Origin of the sequence: Paenibacillus graminis, from assembly GCF_000758705.1 — a bacterium.
Lineage (GTDB): Bacteria > Bacillota > Bacilli > Paenibacillales > Paenibacillaceae > Paenibacillus_AQ > Paenibacillus_AQ graminis.
In genome coordinates this window covers 3,163,574-3,185,213 of record NZ_CP009287.1, presented here as the reverse complement: position 1 = coordinate 3,185,213, position 21,640 = coordinate 3,163,574, and the positions used below count along the sequence as shown (strand labels likewise).

The window sequence follows — 21,640 nt, the reverse complement described above, 5'->3', positions numbered from 1 at the left end:
TTTTCACTATATTTAAAGGGGGAACATGAATGAGCAGCCTGCTGGAAGCCAGAAATGTGTATGAGGACTTCGAGGTGGAAACGGACATTCTGTTCTTTAAGGTCGGGGACCATGATTTGGTCATTTTTCACGGCAGAAACTATAACATTAAAAAGAGAATGACTGCCGAGCAGCTTAACCGTTTAGTATCTAACCCAAGTTATTATCATGTGTATGGGGGATGCTACGTCAATCTCAACAAGATCAGCTCCATTGAAGACGACTGTATCTATTTCGGAGAGATGGGATTGTATGCCAAGACTGTCCGTGTGCCAAGACGGAAGCAGGAAGGCATACGTCATCTGCTGAGAAGCCTCAGCTCTTAGACGGATCTTTTCCGTTTGCAGCAGAGAAAAATATGGAGCCTTCCCAAAGCCGGAGCCGCATGTTCTATTCATGCGGCTCCGGCTTTTTCTTGTATCTTAAGAGAAACTTAAAAAGTAAATTGGCTTTTTTATACTTTCTTAAGGTTTGGAATCCTGATTTCTGGTAAAGTTGTAGAAAGACAGGCAACACCTATATTGAAGGGAGTCATTAATTATAATGGACAAAAAAGATTTCAATGAGAATGAACATCTGGACAACAATGGAGCACCGGAAGAGAACAGCACTTCCGATATGAATGAAAGAGCACCGGAGGAAACCGTATCCGGCCCTGGGTTTGAACCGGATACTGCCCAGAAAGCTGCAGAAGTGTTCGAGCAGAACGATGCACCTGACAGCGCTGCCAATGTTCCGGTAATGAATAAGGTTGGCGACGGTACCCCTCCCTCCTCCCCGGGTTCCAAAGGCGGACGGGGCTGGATGATCGCCTCGATTGTCCTGGCTGCAGCGCTTATCGTCGTACTCATCGTACAGCCTTTCCAGAAGGATGACAGCAAAGTAGCCGTTGCTTCTGTGAACGGAACCGACATTACCAAAGCACAGCTTTACGATAAACTGGTTGAAGCCGGCGGTGAAGCCACTCTCCAGAACCTGATCACCTCCACTCTCGTAGACCAGGAAGCCAAAAAAGCCAATATTACGGTGACCGATGCCGACATCCAGGCAGAACTTGAAGATCTGAAGACCCAATTCGGCGGTGAAGAAGCTCTGAACAATGCGTTGCAGCAAAGTTCGATGACGCTGGATGACCTGAAGAAGCAAATGCCGATGCAGGTTAAAATCCGTAAATTGGTTGAGCCAAAAGTAAAAGTAACAGAAGATGAAATTTCCAAGTACTACGAAGAGAACAAGGCTTCCTTCAATCAGGAAGAAGAGGTCCGCGCTTCCCATATTCTAGTAAAAACCAAAGCAGAAGCTGATGCGATTGTAAAACAATTGGCGGGTGGAGCAGATTTTGCCGCACTGGCGAAAGAGAAATCTGCAGATACCGGCTCTAAGGAAAAAGGCGGAGATCTTAATTTCTTCAAAAAAGGCGATATGGTAGCTGAATTCTCCAATGCTGCCTTCAAACTCAAGGTTGGCGAAACCAGCGGCCCTGTCAAAACGGACTATGGCTACCACGTTATCAAAGTAACCGACCGCAAAGAAGCCCACAATTATACGCTTGCCGAGAAAAAAGAAGAAATCACCAAAACACTGAAAGCAAAAAAAGTATCTGAAATGTCCTCCACTTGGCTGCAGGAGCTGAATGCCGGGGCGAAGATTACCAACACGCTGACGGATAAACCAGAAGCATCCCCTTCTGCTGATGCCAGCGCAGCACCAGATGCAAACAAAGCACCGGATGCCAGCGAAGCTCCGGCAGCTACAGAAGCTCCAGCTGCGAAATAGGACATTTTCCATTACTCTGGCTTCAACCAGTACCATAACCCATACAAAGAGGACAAGCGGTCATTCCCGCCTGTCCTCTTTTTGTTTATTCTCCAAAAGCAATCCATGGGGCTAATGGTTTTTTTTGCGGATCTGCTTATCATGATTCTCGCCCCACTCTTTGGCCTGTGCCGTGGCAATCGAGATTGCCCTGCCCTCTTCATATCCTTCGTCCAAGAGGGCATTGGCGATCTCAATCGCCTTATTCCGCACCGGGGCCATAAAGTTCTTCAGAGAATCCGGATAATCATCTTTATTCCATGGCATCGCAAAAACCTCCTTAACCGGGCTATAGATATCATTAGCCGGATCAAGGAGGTTTTAAACACTATCTGAATTTGGCTTATTTAATTACTTTTACGCGTTCTTCAATCGGCTGAAATTCCTTTTCGCCTGGTGCGGTGACCGTTTTACCGAAAGGCATTTGAGCGATCAGCTTCCAGTCGGCCGGAATATTAAAGGTTGCTTTCACTTCATCATCAATGAGCGGGTTATAGTGCTGCAGCGAGGCACCCAGACCTGCTTCAGCAAAAGCAGTCCATACGACAAACTGCAGGATACCGGAGGATTGGTTCGACCAAATCGGGAAGTTTTCAGCGTATAGGGCAAAGTTCTCTTGCAGATGTTTCACCACTGCCTGGTCTTCAAAGAACAATACTGTGCCATAGCCGGCTTTGAACGAGGACAGCTTCTGTGCAGTGCCTTCGAATTGCTCAGTGGGTACAATTTTGCGCAGGGTGTCTGCTGTAATATCCCATACTTTATCGTGCTTATCTCCCAATAACACTACTGCTCTGGAGCTTTGGGAGTTGAATGAAGTTGGGCTATGTAGGACTGCCGCTTCTACAATCTCTTGAATCTCTGCATCGGAAATCGGGGATTCTTTGCTGATCGCATAGATAGAACGTCTGCCTTTTACCGCTTCAAGAAAGGTTTTAGACATAATATGAATACCTCCATTTATTTAGTAACTTACTTTTTTAAATCTTAACACTTTTCTTCTCGAAACGCAACAACCATTCGCAACTTTTTCCTATTGCTTGTTTACATACCTACTCTATTGTCGCTGTCTCAGAGTATATTTATTCACCTTCCACTAATTTCTAAAGCCGATCAGGCGATTAAGAAACAGTTACTCACTTTTCGATATACAATTCTGCACCAAATAGGCTACAATAATTCAGCAAAAGTGCAGAAAGAAGGTTGAGATGATGAAGAAGCCTCATGTTAAAGGCTATTTTTCTTTGCAAAAAACAAACATACATATGATTACCGTACTGCTGGCCACAGGTTTTATCCTTGCAAGCTGCCGAGACACCGGTTTGTCAATACCGGACAGGACAGCAGAGTCAACCGTTGTACAGGCAGAAACAGAAACGGCGCCGGTGTCGTTCTGGGTGGCTACAGATACCCACTACCTTGACAAGGACCTTCAGGATGGCGGTGCAGCTTTTCAAGCCTATGTGAACGGCGGGGACGGCAAAATCCTTCCCTACAGCGATGAACTTATGGAAGCGCTCGTCTACGATGCTGAGCAAAAAAAGCCGGAATTCCTGATTCTCAGCGGAGATCTGACCAATAACGGGGAAAGTAGCAGCCATAAGAAGCTGGCAGAGAAGCTAAAGCGCGTGGAGGCAGCGGGGACCGATGTCTATGTGATTCCAGGCAATCACGACTTGAATAATCCCTGGGCAAGGTCGTTCAAGGCAGATAAACAGATCGTGGCAGAGCATATTACACCAGAGGATTTCACCGAAATGTATGCCGACTTCGGTTATACAGAAGCCCTCTCGCGGGATAAGGACAGCCTCAGCTACCTCGTCAACGCAGCCCCGGGACTCTATCTCCTGATGATCGACAGCAGTCAATATGCGAACAATGAAAGTTATGGCTTCCCCCAGACAGACGGGCGCATTCTCCCTTCTACCCTCTCCTGGATGGATGATTGCGCGAAGCTCGCTGCCGGGAAACATGCCTCAATCATTACGGTCATGCACCATAATCTGCTCAGCCACACTTCCATGTCTGTTGCCGGCTTCAAGCTCAACAACAGTCAGGAAACGATGAAGACGCTGCGCAGGAATAATCTGAATCTGGTATTGTCCGGGCACATTCACATGCAGGATATTGCCCGCGATCCGAAAAGCGGAAATGATGGCACGGCAGGCTCTGGGGAATCTCCGGTCTATGATATTGCTACCAGTGCCTTCGCCGTCAATCCGCATCAATATGGAGCTTTGACCTTCGATCCCGTTACACGGGCAATTACCTACCATTCTACTTCAGTAAATGTGGAAGGCTGGTCCAAGGCAAATGGCATTACCGATCCCAATCTGTTAAACTTTACAGCTTATGCAGAGAGTGTATTCGCAGACCAATCGTATAATAAGGCGATGGCCCGCCTCAAAGAATCCACATTCAGCGAGCGTGAAAAGCAGTCCATGGCTGAAGTTATGGCTAAGCTCAACGTGAATTATTTTGCCGGGACTGCTTCGGATGCTTTGGATGAAATTAAGGCTATGCCGGGCTATAAGTTATGGATGGGTATGGATGGCGGCTTCATGTCCGGCTATATCCAGAGCATGGCCGCAGATAAATTGCTCAGCAATGTCTTCTTGAAAATGAATCTGACAAAGCCCTGATCTTCGTAATCGCCGCAGGGAGTTTCCCCTAGACTGATTTCAGTGCGAATTTAGGCTCACTCACTTGGGAAGCAAAAAACCGGAACCTCTTGTTGGAGAGGTTCCGGCTTTTTATAACTGCAGGTTTAAGGACGGTCAATATAGATGTAGCCATCCTCATCTGTTTTAACCTTGGCATGAAGCGCCTCTGCCAGCAGACGAAGCGGTACATAAGCATCCCCGTATTCATCTACGAATACCGGCTGCGGAAGCTTCACTGCAGCACCGTTGATCTGAACCTTGTCAGATCCGATTTTGAACACCAGCTGGTCGCCGTAGACATCATCGGTAACCTTGATAGCACGGTTAGCACCATCCCATTCCACTGCTGCATCCAGATCTTCAGCCAGATACCGCAGCGGCACATAGGTTGTGCCTCCTTCGACAATCGGATAATAGTAATCATCATCCGGGGCAATCACCAACGATTTGGAGGTAATACCCATATCATTCTTGAGCAGGCTGTAAATATCAGAACCTTGCTCGAAGCTTCTCAGTGTCTGTCCCGGAGTAAGCTCGGTTGAAGACATATTCAGCGCGCCGTCAGTAGAAATTCGATCAGCGGTCACCGGACCGTTCACATTCCAGGTCTGGGTTCCCAGCTTGAGAGAAATACTCTGAAGCGGCAGGTCCTCGCTGGCCGGCAATGCGACATTCAGATCGATATTCTGCTTGCGGATATGGAACCCGTTATCCACGAACAGATCCACATTCAGCTTGGTATCTTTGCTGAGTACAGTTTTCAGTTCAGGCGTGGAAGAGTAAAGATTATCCAGCTGTTTGTCGTAGACAAGCAGAAGTGCATCTACAGCCAATTTGGCCGCATCATGCGCTACCGTCACTACTCCTTCTTTATCTCCCAGGGGAATATCACCCAGTCCCAGATCGCTGAGCTCATTTGCGCCGATACCATTGGCTTCCAGAAGCGGATACAGATAATCATAAAGGCTGCCGATGAATGCCGTGAACCCTTCGGTATCCTTGGAAATAGATTTCAGGAAGCTTTTCACCAGTGCCGGCATTTCTTCTCCTGTAATCTCCGTATGCAGCTTAGTCAAACTCAGCTGCTCGCCATATACAGATTCATTTACAGAAGATACGCTGATCGCGCCGGGATTCGGCAGATTTTTGACCACAAACTGAGTAAGCAGCTTGGAGAGCTCCGTGGCTTTGTTCTGGTCAAGCCCTTTAAGGCCAAGGGATTCCTCGTACCCCTCAAGCGGGTAATAGAAAGGTTGTTTCGCACCTTTTGCTGTAAAAACGACGGCAGTAGTATCCATAAAGAATGTAAAAGGAATGGATAATTGCTTATAGCCCACAACTCCTGATGCCGAAATGTTGCCATTATCCTGAAGCTTCACATGGCTGATGTTCAGGGAGAAGGAATTAATCAGATCCACCATTTTCTGATCTTCTGCGCTAATTCCTGCAGCAGGTACAGCATTCACAGACAAGGTGGTGCTGGATTCAGAAGATTTTACATCCAGATCCCCCAAAAGCGCCTTGTTGACATCGAGTCCTGCAACCGACTGGCAGCCTGCCAGAATCAGCAGCAATGCGAGAATCGGGAGCAACCACTTGGTCCTTGCTTTCATTTTCTTCATAGCATGTCTCCTCTTGTTATATTTTGCAATCTATATCCATCAACTCTAAAGAGGGAGGATCGGGGGTTCAAGCCCTGCAGCTGGCTGCAGGATTATATTGTAAACAGACTCCGCCAATCTATTGTTACCCATTCCTGAAAAAGCAGAATCTTCACCAAAGCCAGCACGGCCAAATGCAGTGGATAGAAGGACCACCAGATCCAGCGCGGCAGCCGTTTTTGCTCCAGCAGACGCCAGAATCCCGGGGCTCCAGCAATCAGAAGGGTAGGAACGATACTCAGCATTTGTACCACCCAGCTATAATAGAACAGATAGATGCTATTCAGCAGAAAATGGGCCAGAATAAGCCAGTAGGAACGGACGTAACGGAAGATCAGCACCAGCAGCAGACCGTAGGCATTGTAATCCAGCGGCAACTGGTCCATCAGGACAATAGCAGGAATCACTACAGGAATACCGTACCACGGATTGGGCAACTTATCCAGAACAAACAGAACCAGCGCCGACAGAAGCAAGGTAAAGACGACATTCCAGCCTCCCGGATCAAGCGCCAGATTATAGGGGATTTGAGTTAACAGTGCAATCCAGAGCAGCCTCCGCAAATAACGCGGCCTCGATGATGTATGTATATGCCCTTGCACGAGCGCGTAGCAGTATATTGGAAAAGCAATTCTTCCCACGATCCTCCAAGCCAGCTCGCCCGGAAAAAATATATAGCCGATATGATCGATCAGCATGGTCAGCATTGCAATAATCTGCATCTCTGGCCTCCATTGGGATGAATTAAGGGACAACTGATGCCTCGTCGATAAAGTAATCAATCTTTGACAGATTCTGTACAGGAATCATTGTGATGCAGCCCTATTCATTCAAAAGTGCTGAACAAGTTTCCAGCCTCGTTCGGATAGCCTCCACCCAAATTTCATCCAGCCAAGGAAGGCAATATATAGTGCCCACTCTCACCGTTACTTCTCCATAAGCATGATGCTAACATTATAGCAGAGATGTAAGTTTTTCTGCATTAGTCCCTATTAGATTATTTCAAGTTTACGCTTCGAACTCATTCTATTCTGAAATTCCAGTCTTGACAGCTACCCAAACGCAGAGTAGTATTTTGGAATACTTCTAAAATATCTGATGATGTTCAAAAACGAAGGAGGCCCCAAATGATTGAAGCCCTACGGAAACTCGGTTTGTCCGATCTGGAAGCCCGCTGCTATCTCGCGCTGCACGGCCAGCAGCCCTCTTCAGGCTATGAGGTCTCTAAGCAGGTATCCGTTTCGCGGTCCAACGTGTATGCCGCACTGCGCGGCCTGGTGGAGAAAGGGGTCTGCCGTGCCGAAGAAGGGGAACCGGTTAGATTCGCGGCGATCCCGATCGGACAAGTTGTGAAACTGCTTCAATCCGAGTTCGAACGCACTGCCCGCTTACTGGAGAGTGAGCTGACCACACTGCCGGATTCCCCGCCCTTCTTCAGTAACTGGAAGGGAGATCAGCAAGTGGATCTGGCGCTCCGCCGCCTCGCTGCCAATGCCAGGGAGGAGATTCTGGTCGATCTTTGGGCAGAGGACCTGCACTGGGTGGAGGAATCGCTGCTCGCAGCCCAGCGCCGGGGAACCGCCGTTCATCTGATGGTCATCGGTGAAGCGCAGACGGAGCTTACACGCGTTATTGTACATAGTGTGCCGCCCGGTGGTCCGCATAAATCACGGAACTTCTCCATGCTGCTGGACAAGGAGACAGCGATCCTCGGCAGCCTCAGCCGGCATGCACCGGCAACGGCGCTGGAGAGTAACCACCCGGCGGTGCTGAACGTGCTGCAGACCTCGTACTTCCACGATGTGGTGATGATGCGGATCGAAAATGATTTTGCCAGGGAGCTGGAGGAACGATACGGGAAGGATTACGCCCTGATCCGGCGAGAGCATCCCGAGATGCACTCGGAGAACTTGAATACCTTTATATCAAGAAAGGATGACTTGCTTTGAATCCAAACGGCTCGTCCGTACTGCATAACCGCTCGTTCTTACGCCTGTGGATCGCGCGGATATTCTCGACCAGCGCTTTTCAAATGCTGTCTGTCGCCATCGGCTGGCAGATGTACGCGCTGACTGACAGTGCCTTCCAGCTCGGCCTTGTCGGCTTGGCACAATTCCTGCCCATGCTGCTGCTGACGCTGCCGGCCGGCCAGACCGCGGACCGCTATGACCGCCGCACTATCGTCTATCTCTGTCAGCTTATGGAGAGCGTTGTGGTCCTGCTGCTTGTCTTCGGCAGTATGCAAGGCTGGCTGGGCTCGCTTCATCTGCTGGTCGCAGCCGCCATTCTGGGTGCATGCCGCACCTTCGAAGGCCCTGCCTCGGCAGCACTTGTGCCGGACATCGTGGACCGCGAACAGCTGCCGAAGGCGGCAGCCTGGTCTGCCTCAGCGATGCAGACTGCGATGATTGTTGGTCCGTCACTCGGTGGTGTGCTCGTGGTCTGGGGTACCGCCGCTGCTTACATTGCATCGCTGGCCGCGCTTCTGGTATCGACTGTTCTAATCTTTTTCATCAAGACTGTCCATTTCGTGAAGAAGCTGGATGCCGTCAACATGGACACATTCCTCAGCGGCCTGAAGTTTGTATTTGCCCGCAAAATCATTCTCGGCACCATTTCGCTCGACCTGTTCGCGGTGCTGCTTGGCGGCGCAACTGCCCTACTGCCGATCTTCGCCGAGGATATTCTGAAGACCGGATCACTCGGACTTGGTCTGCTGCGCTCTGCGCCAGCGGTCGGGGCGATCGTCGTCTCGCTGATCTTAACCCGGTATTCGGTGGAGCGGGCAATCGGTAGAACGCTATTCGCCTCTCTCGTAGTGTTCGCCTTGGCGACAATCCTGTTCGGTGTGTCCCGCAGCTTCTGGCTCTCGCTCTTCGCGTTGTTCCTCATTGGCGCTTCCGACGTCGTAAGTGTCGTAATCCGTTCGACGCTCGTTCAGGTCAACACGCCGCAGGAGATGCAAGGCCGTGTTAACGCCGTTAACTCACTGTTCATCGGCACTTCGAACCAGCTGGGCGAATTTGAATCCGGTACGATGGCCGGTCTGGTCGGTGCCGTGCCTGCAACAGTTATTGGCGGACTCGGTACCCTCGTCATCTCTGTGATCTGGATGTATTGGCTCTTCCCCGTCCTCCGGACCCAGAAGACGTATACAGCGGAGAAGGGGTAACAGTCAATATCGTATTAAACCCAAACAAGCAGATCAAGGACAGGTGCCTCAATCTGCTTGTTTGGGTTATTTGTGCTTCATGCCGCTGGAGGATTCCAGGGCAGAGGGCATCTTTCCTCAATATTATTACTCTAATTCAATCGTCTTGTTAAGATCCGACTTCTCCGTATCCTGATTGGTGATTCGTTTGAACATGTAAGTCGCCATCTCAGCCAGGTTCCCGCTCTTCCAATATTCTGCGGCTTCGGCATGAACCTGAATCAGGATCACATCCGGGTCATCATAGGTGGTCTTCAGGAACGTGTTATACCCTGCACTCCAAAATTCTTTCTTCTTCTCCAGATCCTCCACGATCTTCGCTGTTCCGCGGATGGAGACATAGGATTTGTCAGCGTACACCACATTAACCCTCGGATCATGGATAATTTCCCCAAACTTGCTGGTGTCCTTCTTCGTCATGAACCACAGGTCTCCGTCAAACTCAACCTCTTGAGTCTTCATGGGACGGGATACCAGACCTTCTTCCGAGATCGTTGTGAACATCGCAGTATCAATACCTTTGATGAGTTCCCGAACTGTCTCGACAGCTTCCTGATGACTTTTGTCCAAAGTTGACATGCTTACCGCCTCGTTTCTTCCGGGTTATGGGAATAGGATATCCAAACGTGTATCTATTATTAACCCGAATCGGAGAAAACCTATCTCTAAGGGTTCAAGCATGGATCAGGCCGGCATTGCCTCAAATCAAAATCAAATGTGTAATATGGTGTTCTGGCAAATTCCAATACGGAGTTTATTACCTGCTGCCCATATGCCCAGGAGAACATAAGCAGCGTTAGCTGAGATGGTCACAGCCAGCAGGAGCGGTTCGGATACGAAACTCTCAAACCTTGACGGCTGGAAATCCTGTATGTCTCCTGCCATGTTTGATGCGGTGAACTGTGATAACCATGGAATAATTAGAGCTACAGGAAACAGATACAATGCCACTGCCATCTTCGTGAGCCGGTATCGCCATTTTGCAGGAAAATGATCGGTGGATAGCAGCCCCATTGCATGAGTACTGGCTGTAACTATACTTCCGGCTACGGTCAGGGAGAACAGAATTTCAAGAATGGTGTTCATCATCATCACCTACTTTTCTGAGAACCATTGTTTCATCTCTTCTATATCCTGCTCCGAAAGCTTGTCACCGTCATACATAGCGGATATCAGATTCTTAACGGAACCCTGATATAACCCGTTCAGGACATGCTGAGTTTCAATCAGCTTATACTCTTCAGGCGAGATGCAATAAAAAGAACCCCTCCCTGCTGATGTGCCAGGAGCGGTTCTTCCCATCTTGATGTTTCATTCGTGTATCCTGCTGTAACAACTATTTTAGCTCTTCACAATCCAGCTTACCGCTTACGCCGTCTTCGACTTATTGTAAATATCAAAGCCTACTGCCAGCAGCAGCACGAGACCCTTGATGCCCTGCTGCCAATCGACTCCGAGGCCGACAAGGGACATGCCGTTGTTCATGACGCCCATGACCAGACCGCCGATGATGGCGCCAACTACCGTGCCTATCCCTCCAGACGCGGAAGCGCCTCCGATGAAGCAGGCGGCAATGGCATCCAGCTCGAAGTTGGTGCCCGCTTTGGGAGTCGCCGAGTTCAGACGTGCCGCGAACACCAGACCTGACAAAGCAGCAAGCACGCCCATGTTGACGAACACCCAGAAGGTGACGCGTTTGGTTTTGACGCCGGAGAGGCTGGCTGCTTTTTCATTGCCGCCCAGAGCGTAGATATGCCGCCCCATCGTCATATGATTCATGACAAAGGAATAAATGACGATCAGTACCAGCAGAATGACCAGGATGTTCGGAATCCCGTTATATTGGGCAAGTACCATTGTGAACAAGTTGATGACGATCACCAGCGCCGCAGCCTTGGCAACGGACAGCCAGACGGAGGATGGCTCGAAACCGTATTTCACGGAAATTTTACGGTTGCGGAATTCCTGGTATACGACCAGTAGGGACAGCACAATCCCCACAATCAATGTCAGCACATTCAGCGAGCTGCCGCCGGAGAGATCCGGGATAAAGCCGGAGCTTATCTTTTGAAAGGATTTGGGGAAAGGCGCGATGGATTGCCCGTTCAGCACGATCATCGTCAGCCCGCGGAACAGCAGCATGCCGGCCAAGGTCACAATGAAGGCGGGAATTTTGATATAGGCCACCCAGAAGCCCTGCCAGGCTCCAACCAGCGCACCCATCAGCAGTGAAAGAATGACTGCCAGCACCGGATTCATCTGCATATCCACCATCATAATCGCTGACAGCGCCCCGATAAAAGCAGCTACTGAACCGACTGAGAGATCGATATGCCCCGTGATGATCACCAGCACCATCCCGATCGCCAGCACCAGAATATAGCTGTTCTGCAGGATCAGATTGGTTACATTAAGCGGCTTGAGCAGAATGCCGTCCGTAAGAATTTGAAAGAAAATCGAGATAAAGATCAGAGCAATGATCATGCCATATTGGCGGATATTCTTTTTGAAAATTTCGCTTATCGCTCCCATGTTCTGTTACCCCCTGCTTCGTGTCATATATTTCATGAGCAGCTCCTGCGATGCGTCCTGCCGCTCCACCTCACCGCTGATGCGGCCTTCACACATCGTATAAATCCGGTCGCACATCCCGATAATCTCCGGCAGCTCGGACGAGATGACCAGCACCCCTTTGCCTTCCGCCGCCAGCCCATTAATAATCGAATAAATTTCGTATTTAGCCCCCACATCGATTCCCCGCGTAGGCTCATCGAGAATGAGGATATCCGGCTGGGCGTAGATCCATTTGCTGAGGACAACCTTTTGCTGGTTGCCGCCGCTCAGATTTACGGTTTTCTGTAAAATGCTCGGCGTCTTGATATTCAGCTTTTTGCGGTATTCCTCGGCAACCAGCACTTCCTCGTTCTCATTGATCACTCCCCGGCGGGACAGCTTCTTCAGGCTGCTGAGTGAAATATTCCGTTTGATATCATCGATTAAGATCAATCCGTAATGCTTGCGGTCCTCGGTCACATAGGCCAACCCGCTGTCGATCGCTTTGTTGATGTCGTTCAGATGAACCTCTTTGCCATGCATGTATAACTGGCCGCTGATCCGTTTGCCGTATGATTTGCCGAACACACTCATCGCCAGCTCCGTCCGTCCTGCTCCCATCAGCCCTGCTATGCCAACCACTTCCCCGCGCCGGATATGCAGATTGATCTTGTCGAGCATTTTGCGGTCAACTTGTGTGGGGTGGTATACCTCCCAATCACGGATTTCAAAAATGGTCTCTCCCAGGTCCGGCGTCCGCTCCGGATAACGGTTGGTCAAATCGCGGCCCACCATGCCTTTGATAATGACATCCTCGGTAACTTCATCCTGCTTCATATCCAGGGTGCGAATCGTCTGGCCATCCCGCAAAATGGTCACAGAGTCCGCCACCTTCCCGATTTCATTCAGTTTGTGGGAAATGATAATGGAGGCAATCCCGCGCTTCTTCAGCTCTAAAATCAGCGTGAGCAGATTCTCACTGTCATCCTCATTCAGCGCAGCTGTCGGTTCATCTAGGATGAGCAGCTTCACTTCTTTGGACAACGCCTTGGCGATCTCCACAAGCTGCTGCTTGCCGACTCCTATCGTCGATACCTGCGTGAACGGCGGTTCACTCAGGCCGACGGTTTGCAGAAGCGCCTTGGTTTTCACTGTCGTCTCGTTCCAGTTGATCACCCCATGCCGTGCTTGTTCATTGCCGAGAAAAATATTCTCCGAAATCGACAGATAGGGGATCAATGCCAGCTCCTGATGGATAATGACAATCCCCAGGCTTTCACTATCTTTAATGTCCTTGAACTGGCAGACCTGTCCTTGGAATAAAATATCCCCCTCATACGTTCCATGCGGATAGACACCGCTCAGCACCTTCATCAGGGTGGACTTCCCGGCCCCGTTTTCACCGCAGAGCGCGTGAATTTCGCCAGCCTTCACCTGCAGATTCACATTGGCTAAGGCCTTGACTCCGGGAAAAGTTTTGGTAATGCCCTTCATTTCCAAAATAATCTCACTCATCCGCTTCTCACCCAGCTTTCTTTGTGACTGTAGCTGCGGTTTTTGCGGCTGGCAGCCCACTATAATGAACTGCCGCCGCAGCACCGCCAAAAGCGTTCCAGCCGGCTATTCGCCGAGCTGTTCTTTGGTATAATAGCCGCCGTCTACCAGTACCTTATCCACATTGCCGGCATCTACAGAGACCGGCTCAAGCAGATAGGACGGTACAATTTTGACCCCATTATCGTAGGTGGTAGTATCGTTGACTTCCGCTTCCGTGCCTTTCAATACACTTTCCGTCATTTCCACCGCTTTTTTGGCCAGTTCGCGGGTATCCTTGAATACAGTCTGTGTCTGCTCTCCTGCCAGTATCGATTTCACGGAGGCCAGCTCGGCGTCCTGTCCGGTAACAACCGGGAGCTTCTTGTCGCCTGACCCGTAACCTACACCCTTCAAAGAAGAAAGAATCCCGATGCTGATGCCGTCGTAAGGGGAAAGCACCGCATCCAGGTTGTCGCTGGCATAATTGGCACTCAGCAGATTATCCATCCGTGATTGTGCAGCCGCGCCGTCCCAGCGCAGGGTAGCTACCTGGTCCATCGTCGTCTGCTTGCTGCGGACAACCAGCTTGCCGGAATCGATGTAGGGTTTCAGGATCGACATGGCCCCGTCAAAAAAGAAGTAGGCGTTGTTGTCATCCGGCGACCCGCCGAACAGCTCAATGTTGAACGGCCCTTTGCCCTCTTTGAGTCCCAGCTTCTCTTCGATGTAAGAGCCCTGCAGAACTCCGACTTTGAAATTATCAAAGGTGGCGTAGTAGTCGACATATTCGCTCTTCTTGATCAGGCGGTCATACGCGATCACTTTCACACCCGCATCATGCGCTTTTTGCAGGACATCTGTCAGGGCTTCACCGTCAATCGATGCGATGACAATGGCATTCACGCCCTTGGTGATCATATTCTCAATTTGCGACACCTGGTTCTCTACGACATCCTCCGCATATTGCAGATCCGTACCGTAACCCAGCTTCTCGAACTCTTTAACCATATTGTTGCCGTCATTCACCCAGCGTTCCGAGGACTTGGTCGGCATCGCGATACCCACTTTCCCGTTCGCCCCATCCGTGCTTCCGCCGGAACTGTTTCCGCCATTATTGCCGCATGCGGATAAAATCAGTACAAGTGCCAATGCCAGCATAATCCATGAATATTTTTTCATCATCTGCGCTACCCCCTGAACTTTTCTGGTGTCCCGGGCGGCTCCGCCCGTTTGACAAGTTGAGTATAGCAAGGGGGACAGGGGGCCGTATTTACACTCAAGCTACTGTTTTTATAAAATCAGAACTTTTGTCAGCGTTTTCAGAAATTGTAATTTAATTGTCCAAATTTAACCTATATGCGGATTTAAGAGGTGTCCCTGCAAAAAGAAACCACATACGGAATTATCCGCATGCGGTTTCTTTGGCAGAATATGAGTTTCAATCGCGTTCTTCGTTACGGGCTCCACGGCCCTCCTCGCCGGGCAGCACCCCTTTGCGGAATTGCAGCGGGGATACACCCGTCTGCTTCTTGAAGGCTGTACTGAAATAATGCTGGGTCTCGTAGCCTGTGCGTTCAGCAACTTCGCTCATACTAAGCTCTGTGGAATGCAGCAGCTGCGCCGCCTTGCGGATGCGGGTCTGAGTCAGATACGTGCCAAAGGATGCTCCCAGCTCCTGCTTGAACAGGCGGCTGAGGTAGACCGGCGAGGCCTGAAGATTGCCGGCAATGGATTCAAGCGTAAGCCCGTATTCGTTAAAATGCTCCAGCACATATTGCCTTGCTCTGCGGACCAGCGGAGACAATGGCTGTTCTCTGGACAGGTTCACTCTGCATTTGCGGTAGGCGGCTGCCAGCCCGGTGACATCGCCTTCAACGGCTTGGGTGCCGACTTCCACAGCGATCTTGAGATGGCTTCGCACCACGGCTTCAACCCCGGCCAGCACCGCTTCCCCGGCCGCATCCCACAGGAGAATGACGATCAGACCGGCGGCATCCCTGAAGATGACTTCAGGATAATCCTGAAGCAGCTCTGTCACCATATTCTCTATGGCAAAAAGAAACAGCTGCCGCTCCTTCTCCTGCAGCCCGGAGTGCTGCGCTTCCCATCTCCAGCGGATCATGCCGACCAGCTCCGGGCACTCCGCCGGCAGCCGCAGGAAGCGGAGCTGCTCCATGATCTCACTCCGGCTCAAATTACCGTCCAGCCATTCCTGGCAGAAGCGTTCCCGCAGCAGCGGAAAGTTCTTCAGTATCTGCCGGGAAGCCTGCTGGAGGTGCTGATTCTTCTGCTTCTCCGCTATCAGCTGATCCCTTACTCCGCGAAGCACCTGCATCAGCTGTTTCGGCTCGGCAGGCTTGAGAATATAATCATTCACCTGCAGACGGATCGATTCCTGGGCATAGGAGAATTCATCATGGCCGGTGATGACGATGATTTTACAGTCAGGAAGCTGTTCCCGGAGCCGCTTCATCAGTTCAATGCCATGCATGATCGGCATGTTCAAATCGACCAGCGCGATGTGTACTTCATGCTGGACAGCCAGTTCCAGCGCTTCCTCGCCGTCCTCCGCTTCGGCTGCAACCTGCAGGCCTAAGCTTTTCCAGTCCACACATTGCCTAATTCCGTCACGGATAATCGCTTCGTCATCGGCAATTATGACTTTCCAGGAATCCATGGTTTCAGTGGCTCCTTTCGGTTCCAATTAATTATCCGGATAGCTGTTATGAACAACCGGGTGCCGTACAGTCACTACCGTTCCCGCTCCGCGCTCACTTTCAATTTCGAGTCCATAGGGTTCGCCGTAAGTGAGTCTGATGCGGGCCTGCACATTCAGAATCCCATAGCCGCTGCCCGCACTTCCCGGCATGGGCTGTTCTATTTCTGCAGCCTCACCGGTATTCCTGCCGACGGCGGCAAGACGCTCTTTCAGAATAGAGAGCCGTTCCGGTGTTATCCCTGCCCCATCATCGCGAACCGTTAAGCATAAGTCTCCCTCCTGCTGGACCACCTCAATGGAAATATGCCCTGGACCCCGCCGCTCCTTGATGCCGTGATAGATCGCATTCTCCACAATCGGCTGCAGCAGCAGCTTGAGCACGTACAGTTCGTGAAGCTGCGGCTCCACTTCAATGCTGTAGGCCAGCTTGCTGCTGTACCGGACCTGCTGGATTTTCAGGTAACTTACCATATGTTCAAGCTCATCGGACAGCGGAACAAGATCGCTCCCTTTACTAAGCCCCAGCCGGAACAGCTTGGATAAGGATTGAACCACCTCGGCAATATCCTCCGCCCCTTTGCTGCGGGCCATCCAGTGAATCGTATCCAGCGTGTTATAGAGAAAATGGGGCTTGATATGAGCCTGGAGGCTGCGCAGCTCCGCTTCCCGTTTCTGCCGGGCCTGCAGCTCGGTCAGCGAGAGCAGCCGGGCAATCTGGGCCAGCATCGAATTGAAGCTGCGTCCGAGCAGGCCGATTTCGTCGGAGCGGCTGCCCCAGTAGCGGATCGTCAGATCACCGGACTGCGCCTTGCTCATAAAGGAGGCCAATTGGCCGATCGGGCGGGATATCGAATAGGCCAGATAGAACGAGGCCGTCATCCCCAGCATGCAGACGATAAATACAAAGGTAACCACATTAAAGGTAATCTCCCGTACCCCAAACGCCGATTCCTCCATCGGGAAGACACCCATCGTGGTCCAACCCGTAAAAGGCGAGGTTCTGTAGATCAACTGCAGCTTGCGTCCCGCTACAGTCCCTGAGGTAATGCCGGAGGTTTCGGTGAACAATCCCTCCGGGATCGTTTTCATAATCGGATGCTGCGGAGCATAGATCATCTCCCCGCTGCCATCAACGACGGTCAGATAGCCGGTTTTGCCCAGCGTAACATCTCTGGCCGTTTCGGCAATCACCCGCAGCTTCAAATCGACCAGCACGACCCCTTGAACCACCTGCGTCTCCGGATCAATAATGGCTCTTACGGCAGATACAACCTCGCTTTCCTTATAGTCCACATGCGACATTACCGCACGTCCATAAGGGTGGCCGATGATTTTGAAGATCCCTTTATTGGCTGCTGCTTCCCTGTACCAGGCTTCGTCTGTTACAAGGGTACCGGGCCGGGTGTACATCTCATTGCTGATAAAATCGCCTTCCCGGTTCACCAGCATGATTCCGGCAATCTCAGAGCTGAGTGTAGTGAAGCCCTGAAGAAATTTGCGGATGTTATATTCCGCCGGCTCTCCGCCAGCGGCCCATTTGACAGCCTGCACCGGATCTTGGATGGAGCCGTTCAGAAAGGCCTGCACCCCGGGATCAAAAGAGATCAGATAGGTGATCTTCTGCAGATTCTCCACCTCATTCTCCAGTGCGGCGTTGACTTTGCCGATCAGCTGCACCGTGTTCTCATTAGTCCGCTCTTCCACATTCCGGTCGACCGTCCAGCCAATCAGCAGCCCAAGTCCGATCGAAGGAAGAATGCTGATCAACAGAAAATGAATAATCAGCTTATAGCGGATCGGCAGGTTGTTCAGCTTCAGCTTCTCCATGTTCAGGCCACTCTTGCGCATCTGCTGCTCCTTCCCATAGGCTCTCTACTTGGCATAGTAATTGTCCACATTAGCCCGGGTCACCACATCAATCCCTGTATCTACCTTGTCCGGCACCGGCAGCGGCTTGCTGCCTTCATAGGCGTCAGGATCTTCCTGTAAATCACGGTGCAAACGGAACAGCTCGGTCAGGGACCAATAGCCCATATTCCAGGTGCCTTGCGCCATAGTCGCGGCAATTCTGCCTTCTTTTACAAGGTCGAGGGTCCCCTTATCCGTATCGAAGCTGATGATCTGCAGCGTTGAACCGCTCCCCTTCTGCGCCTGCACCGCTTCGGCCACGCCTATTCCGCCATTTGACTCCGTGGCAAAAATCCCTTCTAGCTTAGGATACTGGGACAACAGCTCCTCTGCCGCCTGCCTGGAAGCCACCTGGTCTCCGTGGCCGTCCTTGACCGAAACCAGCTTCATTTCCGGAAATTCACTGCGGATCGTGTGGCTGAATCCACCGGTGCGTTCCTGATGGTTATGCTGGTCAGGGGTTGTAATGATGGCTACGCTACCTTTGCCGCCGGTGAGCTCAGCCATTTTACGCGCTGCTTCGGCCCCGGCATTGAAGTTATCCGTACCCAGAAAAGAATAAGCTTTGCTGTCCGGGGCCCCTGAGTCAAACAGCACCACCGGAATCCCGCTCTCCACCGCTTTGTTGATCGTCGCCGTCAGCAGCTTGGAATTCACCGCTGAAATAGCGATTCCCGCAGGCTTTTTGGCAATTGTCTGCTCCAGCACCGTCATCTGCTCACTGGCATTATGCTGGGTAGAGCCGTGGTATTCGACAGATACGTTCAGCTCCTCTGCCGCATCCTCAAAGCCTTTCAGCACGCTTTTCCAGTAATCGATGCCGCTCTGGAACGTAACCATCACGTATTTATCTTCAATATTGCCGCGCAGGCCGGCGGTTTCCCATGGGTCTGCAGGATCAGGGTGCAGCTTATAATTCAACACATAAATCAGGAAAAGGCCAATCAGCAGCACATAGACAAGCCCCAGCTTTTTCAACATGTAACCCCTTTCATAACTAAGGATAACCACTACATTCTTCAAGGTCGGTGCCTACCCTCATATGTTAAGACCAGTTGCTTATTCCGTCAATGATAGTACCAGAACCTTCCTGCCGGACCAAGAGATAGAACAAACCAGCCTCCGGCTCTTCAACAACGGCATTTCTGCCGTTGCTTGCGGGCAAACCAGCCGTCAGTGCTCCAACAACGGCATTTCTGCCGTTGTTTCTGGGCAAACCAGCCGTTCGTGCTCCAGCAACGGCATTTCTGCCGGTGTTTGCGGGCAAACCAGCCGTTCGTGCTCCAACAACGGCATTTCTGCCGGTGTTTCCGGGCGAGCCAGCCGTTCGTGCTCCAGCAACGGCATTTCTGCCGTTGTTTGCGGGCAAACCAGCCGTCAGTGCTCCAACAACGGCATTTCTGCCGTTGTTTCCAGACAAACCAGCCGTTCGTGCTCCAGCAACGGCATTTCTGCTGGTGAATCCGTCCACATTCGTCCTTTAGTCAAATGCCCCTTATTCCTATACTCAACTTTCCTACAGCAGAAAAACTTATAATTCCCAAACTACAAAAAAAGAACTCCGCCATTCGCAGCAGAGTCCTCATGTATGGAGCATCATTTCTATTTAACGCATCTTCCTAAGCGGATTCCCTTCCGGTCAGAACATCAGATCTGCAGCATAACCTTCGCCTTCCAGCAGGTCATACTCTACCATCCGGTAATCCTCCAGCAGCGCCTGCTGCTCAGGAGTCAAACTAACGAGTTCGCCGGAAGCGCCGACCAGCACATTTTTACTCAGGCCGGGAAGCTGCGCGCGTACTTGTTCCAGCATTTTATAGTAAGTCGGCAGCTTTTGGCCTGACAGCTTAAACACGGCAGGTCCAAGGTAAGCGGGGCTGAGCGTCCCCAGCGGGTTATGGCCGATATCAAAATTGGCGAGGATCATCAGCTTGGTCTCATGCTTCAGCCGCAGCTGCTGATCCCAGCCCGCATCTGTATAGATTCCCGCAGGCAGCGCCGGGAGATGGTCTCCCCAGAAGACAGCAATTGTAGGCTGCTCAATGGTCTTCAGCTCCTGCTGCAGATAAGACAGCGCTTCGTCTGTCAGCTTGGTATCCTGTACATAGGTTTCCAGCTCATCCTTCCAGGCGGCCTGCACACCTTGCGCAGTGATGGTATTCGGGCCGTTCCGGCCTTTGGTGAACGGGAAATGGTTCTGCATTGTGACCATATGCAAAAAAGTTGGTGTGTCTGCCGCCTTCAGCTCACGGATAGCCTCCTGTACAGCGGCTTTGTCTGATATATAACCATCCGGTGTGATCCGCTCGGCATCCTGCAGATCCTTCTCGCTCGTGAAGCGGTCAAACCCCAGCACCGGATAGACCCTGTTGCGGTTATAGAAGGTCTCATCGAACGGATGCACGGCGAGCGCCTGATAACCCCTCTCTTTCAGAATGCTGACGATCGAGGGAAGCGAGGACATTTTGACTACCCGCTGCTGGTAAGGAATCGAACCGTCCCCCAGAAAATACATCGACAGGCCCGTCAGCGCCTCAAATTCCACATTCGCCGTATTGCCGCCAAACTCGGGGGAGAGCAGGTAACCTGACGGTGTGGCGCCTTCCGCTTGATGAATGAATTTTAGCGGATCATCACTAAGGGTAATGCCGGGCAGCCGGGTGGGATCAAAAAAGGCTTCATCCATCATGAACAGGATGTTCGGCTGTTCCACCATTGTCTGCGCAGAGGACGTTTCCGGCAAAGCGCTGTATTTAGCTGCAATGGCTTCTACCGACTCCCGGCTGTAACCCTCCGGCTGCTCCAGCAGATTCTGGCGCAGATTCCCGGTAAAAGCGAACACAAACCCATTCTGCGAGTAATTGACCTTCTGATTCCAGAAAATATTCTGGTAATTCAGAGAAGAGGCGAACGTGGTCTGCCCGCTGACCATCACAATAAAACCGGCAATCATCCCGGCAGACACCGCAGTAAGCAGCAGCCGAAGCGGCAGCTGAACTCTGATCCGTGGCAGCTTGAGCAGCAGCCAGATTATGGCCGCAACCACCAGCACTGCCAGTCCAACCGCCAGCGGCGAAATCATGCCTTTGGTGATTTTACTCATTTCTCCGGCGTTCTTCACCAGCATCAGATCCCAGGGAAACAGCGGCTCTCCTGTAGTGCTTTGCTTCTTGTAGTTGGCGATGCCGAGCAGAAGCACCAGCAGAAATCCAACCGCCGGCCCCAGGTACAGATTGGGCAATATTGCCGAAAAAGCCAGCAGCACAAAGAAAAAAAACAAGCTGCCGCCCACATACAGCCAATAAGACTTTCCGATCCAATTCAGCACACTCATGAAATTCATATCCAGTGAAGCAGCTTGAATAAAAAAGTTCAGCACAAACCCGCCCAGCAGCAAGCCGAGCAGCAGATATCCCAATTTTTTGGAAGGCTTAAAATAACGCATTGCTTTCACCCCTATCTGTACTAAACGTACAGTATACGCCTCCTAGCTTAAAGGAGCATTAAAATATACTCACAAAATTAACCCTATGTA

At 51.1% G+C, this 21,640-nt stretch carries 18 protein-coding genes and 1 pseudogene; 6 read left to right on the top strand and 13 right to left on the bottom strand.

Annotation, left to right across the window (positions count from 1 at the left end):
* The first annotated feature begins 29 nt into the window (after nt 1-29).
* Both PGRAT_RS13120 and PGRAT_RS13115 read left to right on the top strand, forming a co-directional pair.
* Nucleotides 30-365 (top strand): hypothetical protein, encoded by a 336-nt coding sequence (locus tag PGRAT_RS13120; protein WP_025706894.1) that lies wholly within the window; start codon nt 30-32, stop codon nt 363-365.
* A gap of 217 nt (nt 366-582) precedes the next feature.
* Nucleotides 583-1,815: a peptidylprolyl isomerase gene (locus PGRAT_RS13115; RefSeq protein WP_025706893.1), complete on the top strand. Its 1,233-nt coding sequence runs from the start codon at nt 583-585 to the stop codon at nt 1,813-1,815.
* A 111-nt stretch (nt 1,816-1,926) separates the two neighbouring features.
* Here the strand turns inward: PGRAT_RS13115 and PGRAT_RS13110 are convergent, their stop codons facing one another.
* Together PGRAT_RS13110 and PGRAT_RS13105 are read right to left on the bottom strand one after the other, a co-directional pair.
* Complete coding sequence (locus PGRAT_RS13110; protein WP_020426913.1) at nt 1,927-2,121, bottom strand: DUF2188 domain-containing protein; 195 nt, start codon at nt 2,119-2,121, stop codon at nt 1,927-1,929.
* 76 nt (nt 2,122-2,197) lie between these two features.
* Nucleotides 2,198-2,797, bottom strand: coding sequence for a nitroreductase family protein (locus PGRAT_RS13105; protein ID WP_025706892.1), 600 nt, complete (start codon nt 2,795-2,797; stop codon nt 2,198-2,200).
* 265 nt (nt 2,798-3,062) lie between these two features.
* On the opposite strand from PGRAT_RS13105, the gene PGRAT_RS13100 reads away from it, so the two are divergent.
* The gene (locus PGRAT_RS13100; RefSeq protein WP_081758888.1) at nt 3,063-4,496 is read left to right on the top strand and encodes a metallophosphoesterase; all 1,434 of its coding nucleotides are present in this window, start codon (nt 3,063-3,065) and stop codon (nt 4,494-4,496) included.
* Nucleotides 4,497-4,621: 125 nt separating this feature from the next.
* On the opposite strand, the gene PGRAT_RS13095 is transcribed toward PGRAT_RS13100, so the two are convergent.
* Nucleotides 4,622-6,139 (bottom strand): copper amine oxidase N-terminal domain-containing protein, encoded by a 1,518-nt coding sequence (locus tag PGRAT_RS13095; RefSeq protein WP_025706890.1) that lies wholly within the window; start codon nt 6,137-6,139, stop codon nt 4,622-4,624.
* Between the two features lie 92 nt (nt 6,140-6,231).
* Nucleotides 6,232-6,900 (bottom strand): TraX family protein, encoded by a 669-nt coding sequence (locus PGRAT_RS13090; RefSeq protein ID WP_025706889.1) that lies wholly within the window; start codon nt 6,898-6,900, stop codon nt 6,232-6,234.
* 405 nt (nt 6,901-7,305) lie between these two features.
* On the opposite strand from PGRAT_RS13090, the gene PGRAT_RS13085 reads away from it, so the two are divergent.
* On the top strand, nt 7,306-8,127 hold the full coding sequence (locus tag PGRAT_RS13085; RefSeq protein WP_025706888.1) for a TrmB family transcriptional regulator: 822 nt from the start codon (nt 7,306-7,308) through the stop codon (nt 8,125-8,127).
* The gene (locus PGRAT_RS13080; RefSeq protein WP_025706887.1) at nt 8,124-9,350 is read left to right on the top strand and encodes an MFS transporter; all 1,227 of its coding nucleotides are present in this window, start codon (nt 8,124-8,126) and stop codon (nt 9,348-9,350) included. The genes PGRAT_RS13085 and PGRAT_RS13080 overlap by 4 nt, the downstream gene beginning before the upstream one ends.
* Nucleotides 9,351-9,476: 126 nt before the next feature.
* Here the strand turns inward: PGRAT_RS13080 and PGRAT_RS13075 are convergent, their stop codons facing one another.
* The 8 genes and pseudogenes from PGRAT_RS13075 to PGRAT_RS13035 form a co-directional block, all read right to left on the bottom strand.
* Nucleotides 9,477-9,968, bottom strand: a complete 492-nt coding sequence (locus tag PGRAT_RS13075; protein ID WP_025706886.1) for a pyridoxamine 5'-phosphate oxidase family protein — start codon at nt 9,966-9,968, stop codon at nt 9,477-9,479.
* Nucleotides 9,969-10,484: 516 nt separating this feature from the next.
* Nucleotides 10,485-10,640 (bottom strand): annotated as a pseudogene (locus PGRAT_RS31175) (BlaI/MecI/CopY family transcriptional regulator); the annotation flags it as partial.
* Nucleotides 10,641-10,757: 117 nt separating this feature from the next.
* Nucleotides 10,758-11,921, bottom strand: a complete 1,164-nt coding sequence (mmsB, locus tag PGRAT_RS13060) for a multiple monosaccharide ABC transporter permease (protein ID WP_025706884.1) — start codon at nt 11,919-11,921, stop codon at nt 10,758-10,760.
* Between the two features lie 6 nt (nt 11,922-11,927).
* A complete protein-coding gene (gene mmsA, locus PGRAT_RS13055; RefSeq protein WP_025706883.1) occupies nt 11,928-13,457 on the bottom strand; it encodes a multiple monosaccharide ABC transporter ATP-binding protein in 1,530 nt (509 codons plus the stop codon).
* Between the two features lie 105 nt (nt 13,458-13,562).
* Complete coding sequence (gene chvE, locus PGRAT_RS13050) at nt 13,563-14,657, bottom strand: multiple monosaccharide ABC transporter substrate-binding protein (protein WP_025706882.1); 1,095 nt, start codon at nt 14,655-14,657, stop codon at nt 13,563-13,565.
* 259 nt (nt 14,658-14,916) lie between these two features.
* Nucleotides 14,917-16,155: a response regulator gene (locus PGRAT_RS13045; RefSeq protein ID WP_025706881.1), complete on the bottom strand. Its 1,239-nt coding sequence runs from the start codon at nt 16,153-16,155 to the stop codon at nt 14,917-14,919.
* Between the two features lie 27 nt (nt 16,156-16,182).
* A complete protein-coding gene (locus PGRAT_RS13040) occupies nt 16,183-18,045 on the bottom strand; it encodes a cache domain-containing sensor histidine kinase (protein ID WP_042266715.1) in 1,863 nt (620 codons plus the stop codon).
* Nucleotides 18,046-18,069: 24 nt separating this feature from the next.
* On the bottom strand, nt 18,070-19,083 hold the full coding sequence (locus PGRAT_RS13035; RefSeq protein ID WP_025706194.1) for a substrate-binding domain-containing protein: 1,014 nt from the start codon (nt 19,081-19,083) through the stop codon (nt 18,070-18,072).
* 173 nt (nt 19,084-19,256) lie between these two features.
* Between PGRAT_RS13035 and PGRAT_RS33205 the strand changes: the two genes are divergently transcribed.
* Nucleotides 19,257-19,589, top strand: a complete 333-nt coding sequence (locus PGRAT_RS33205; RefSeq protein WP_156124065.1) for a hypothetical protein — start codon at nt 19,257-19,259, stop codon at nt 19,587-19,589.
* 155 nt (nt 19,590-19,744) lie between these two features.
* Here PGRAT_RS33205 and PGRAT_RS13025 read toward each other — a convergent pair whose 3' ends face one another.
* Nucleotides 19,745-21,550 carry an LTA synthase family protein gene (locus PGRAT_RS13025; protein ID WP_025706192.1) on the bottom strand — a complete coding sequence of 602 codons (1,806 nt, stop codon included), beginning with the start codon at nt 21,548-21,550 and terminating at the stop codon, nt 19,745-19,747.
* Nucleotides 21,551-21,640 lie beyond the last annotated feature (90 nt).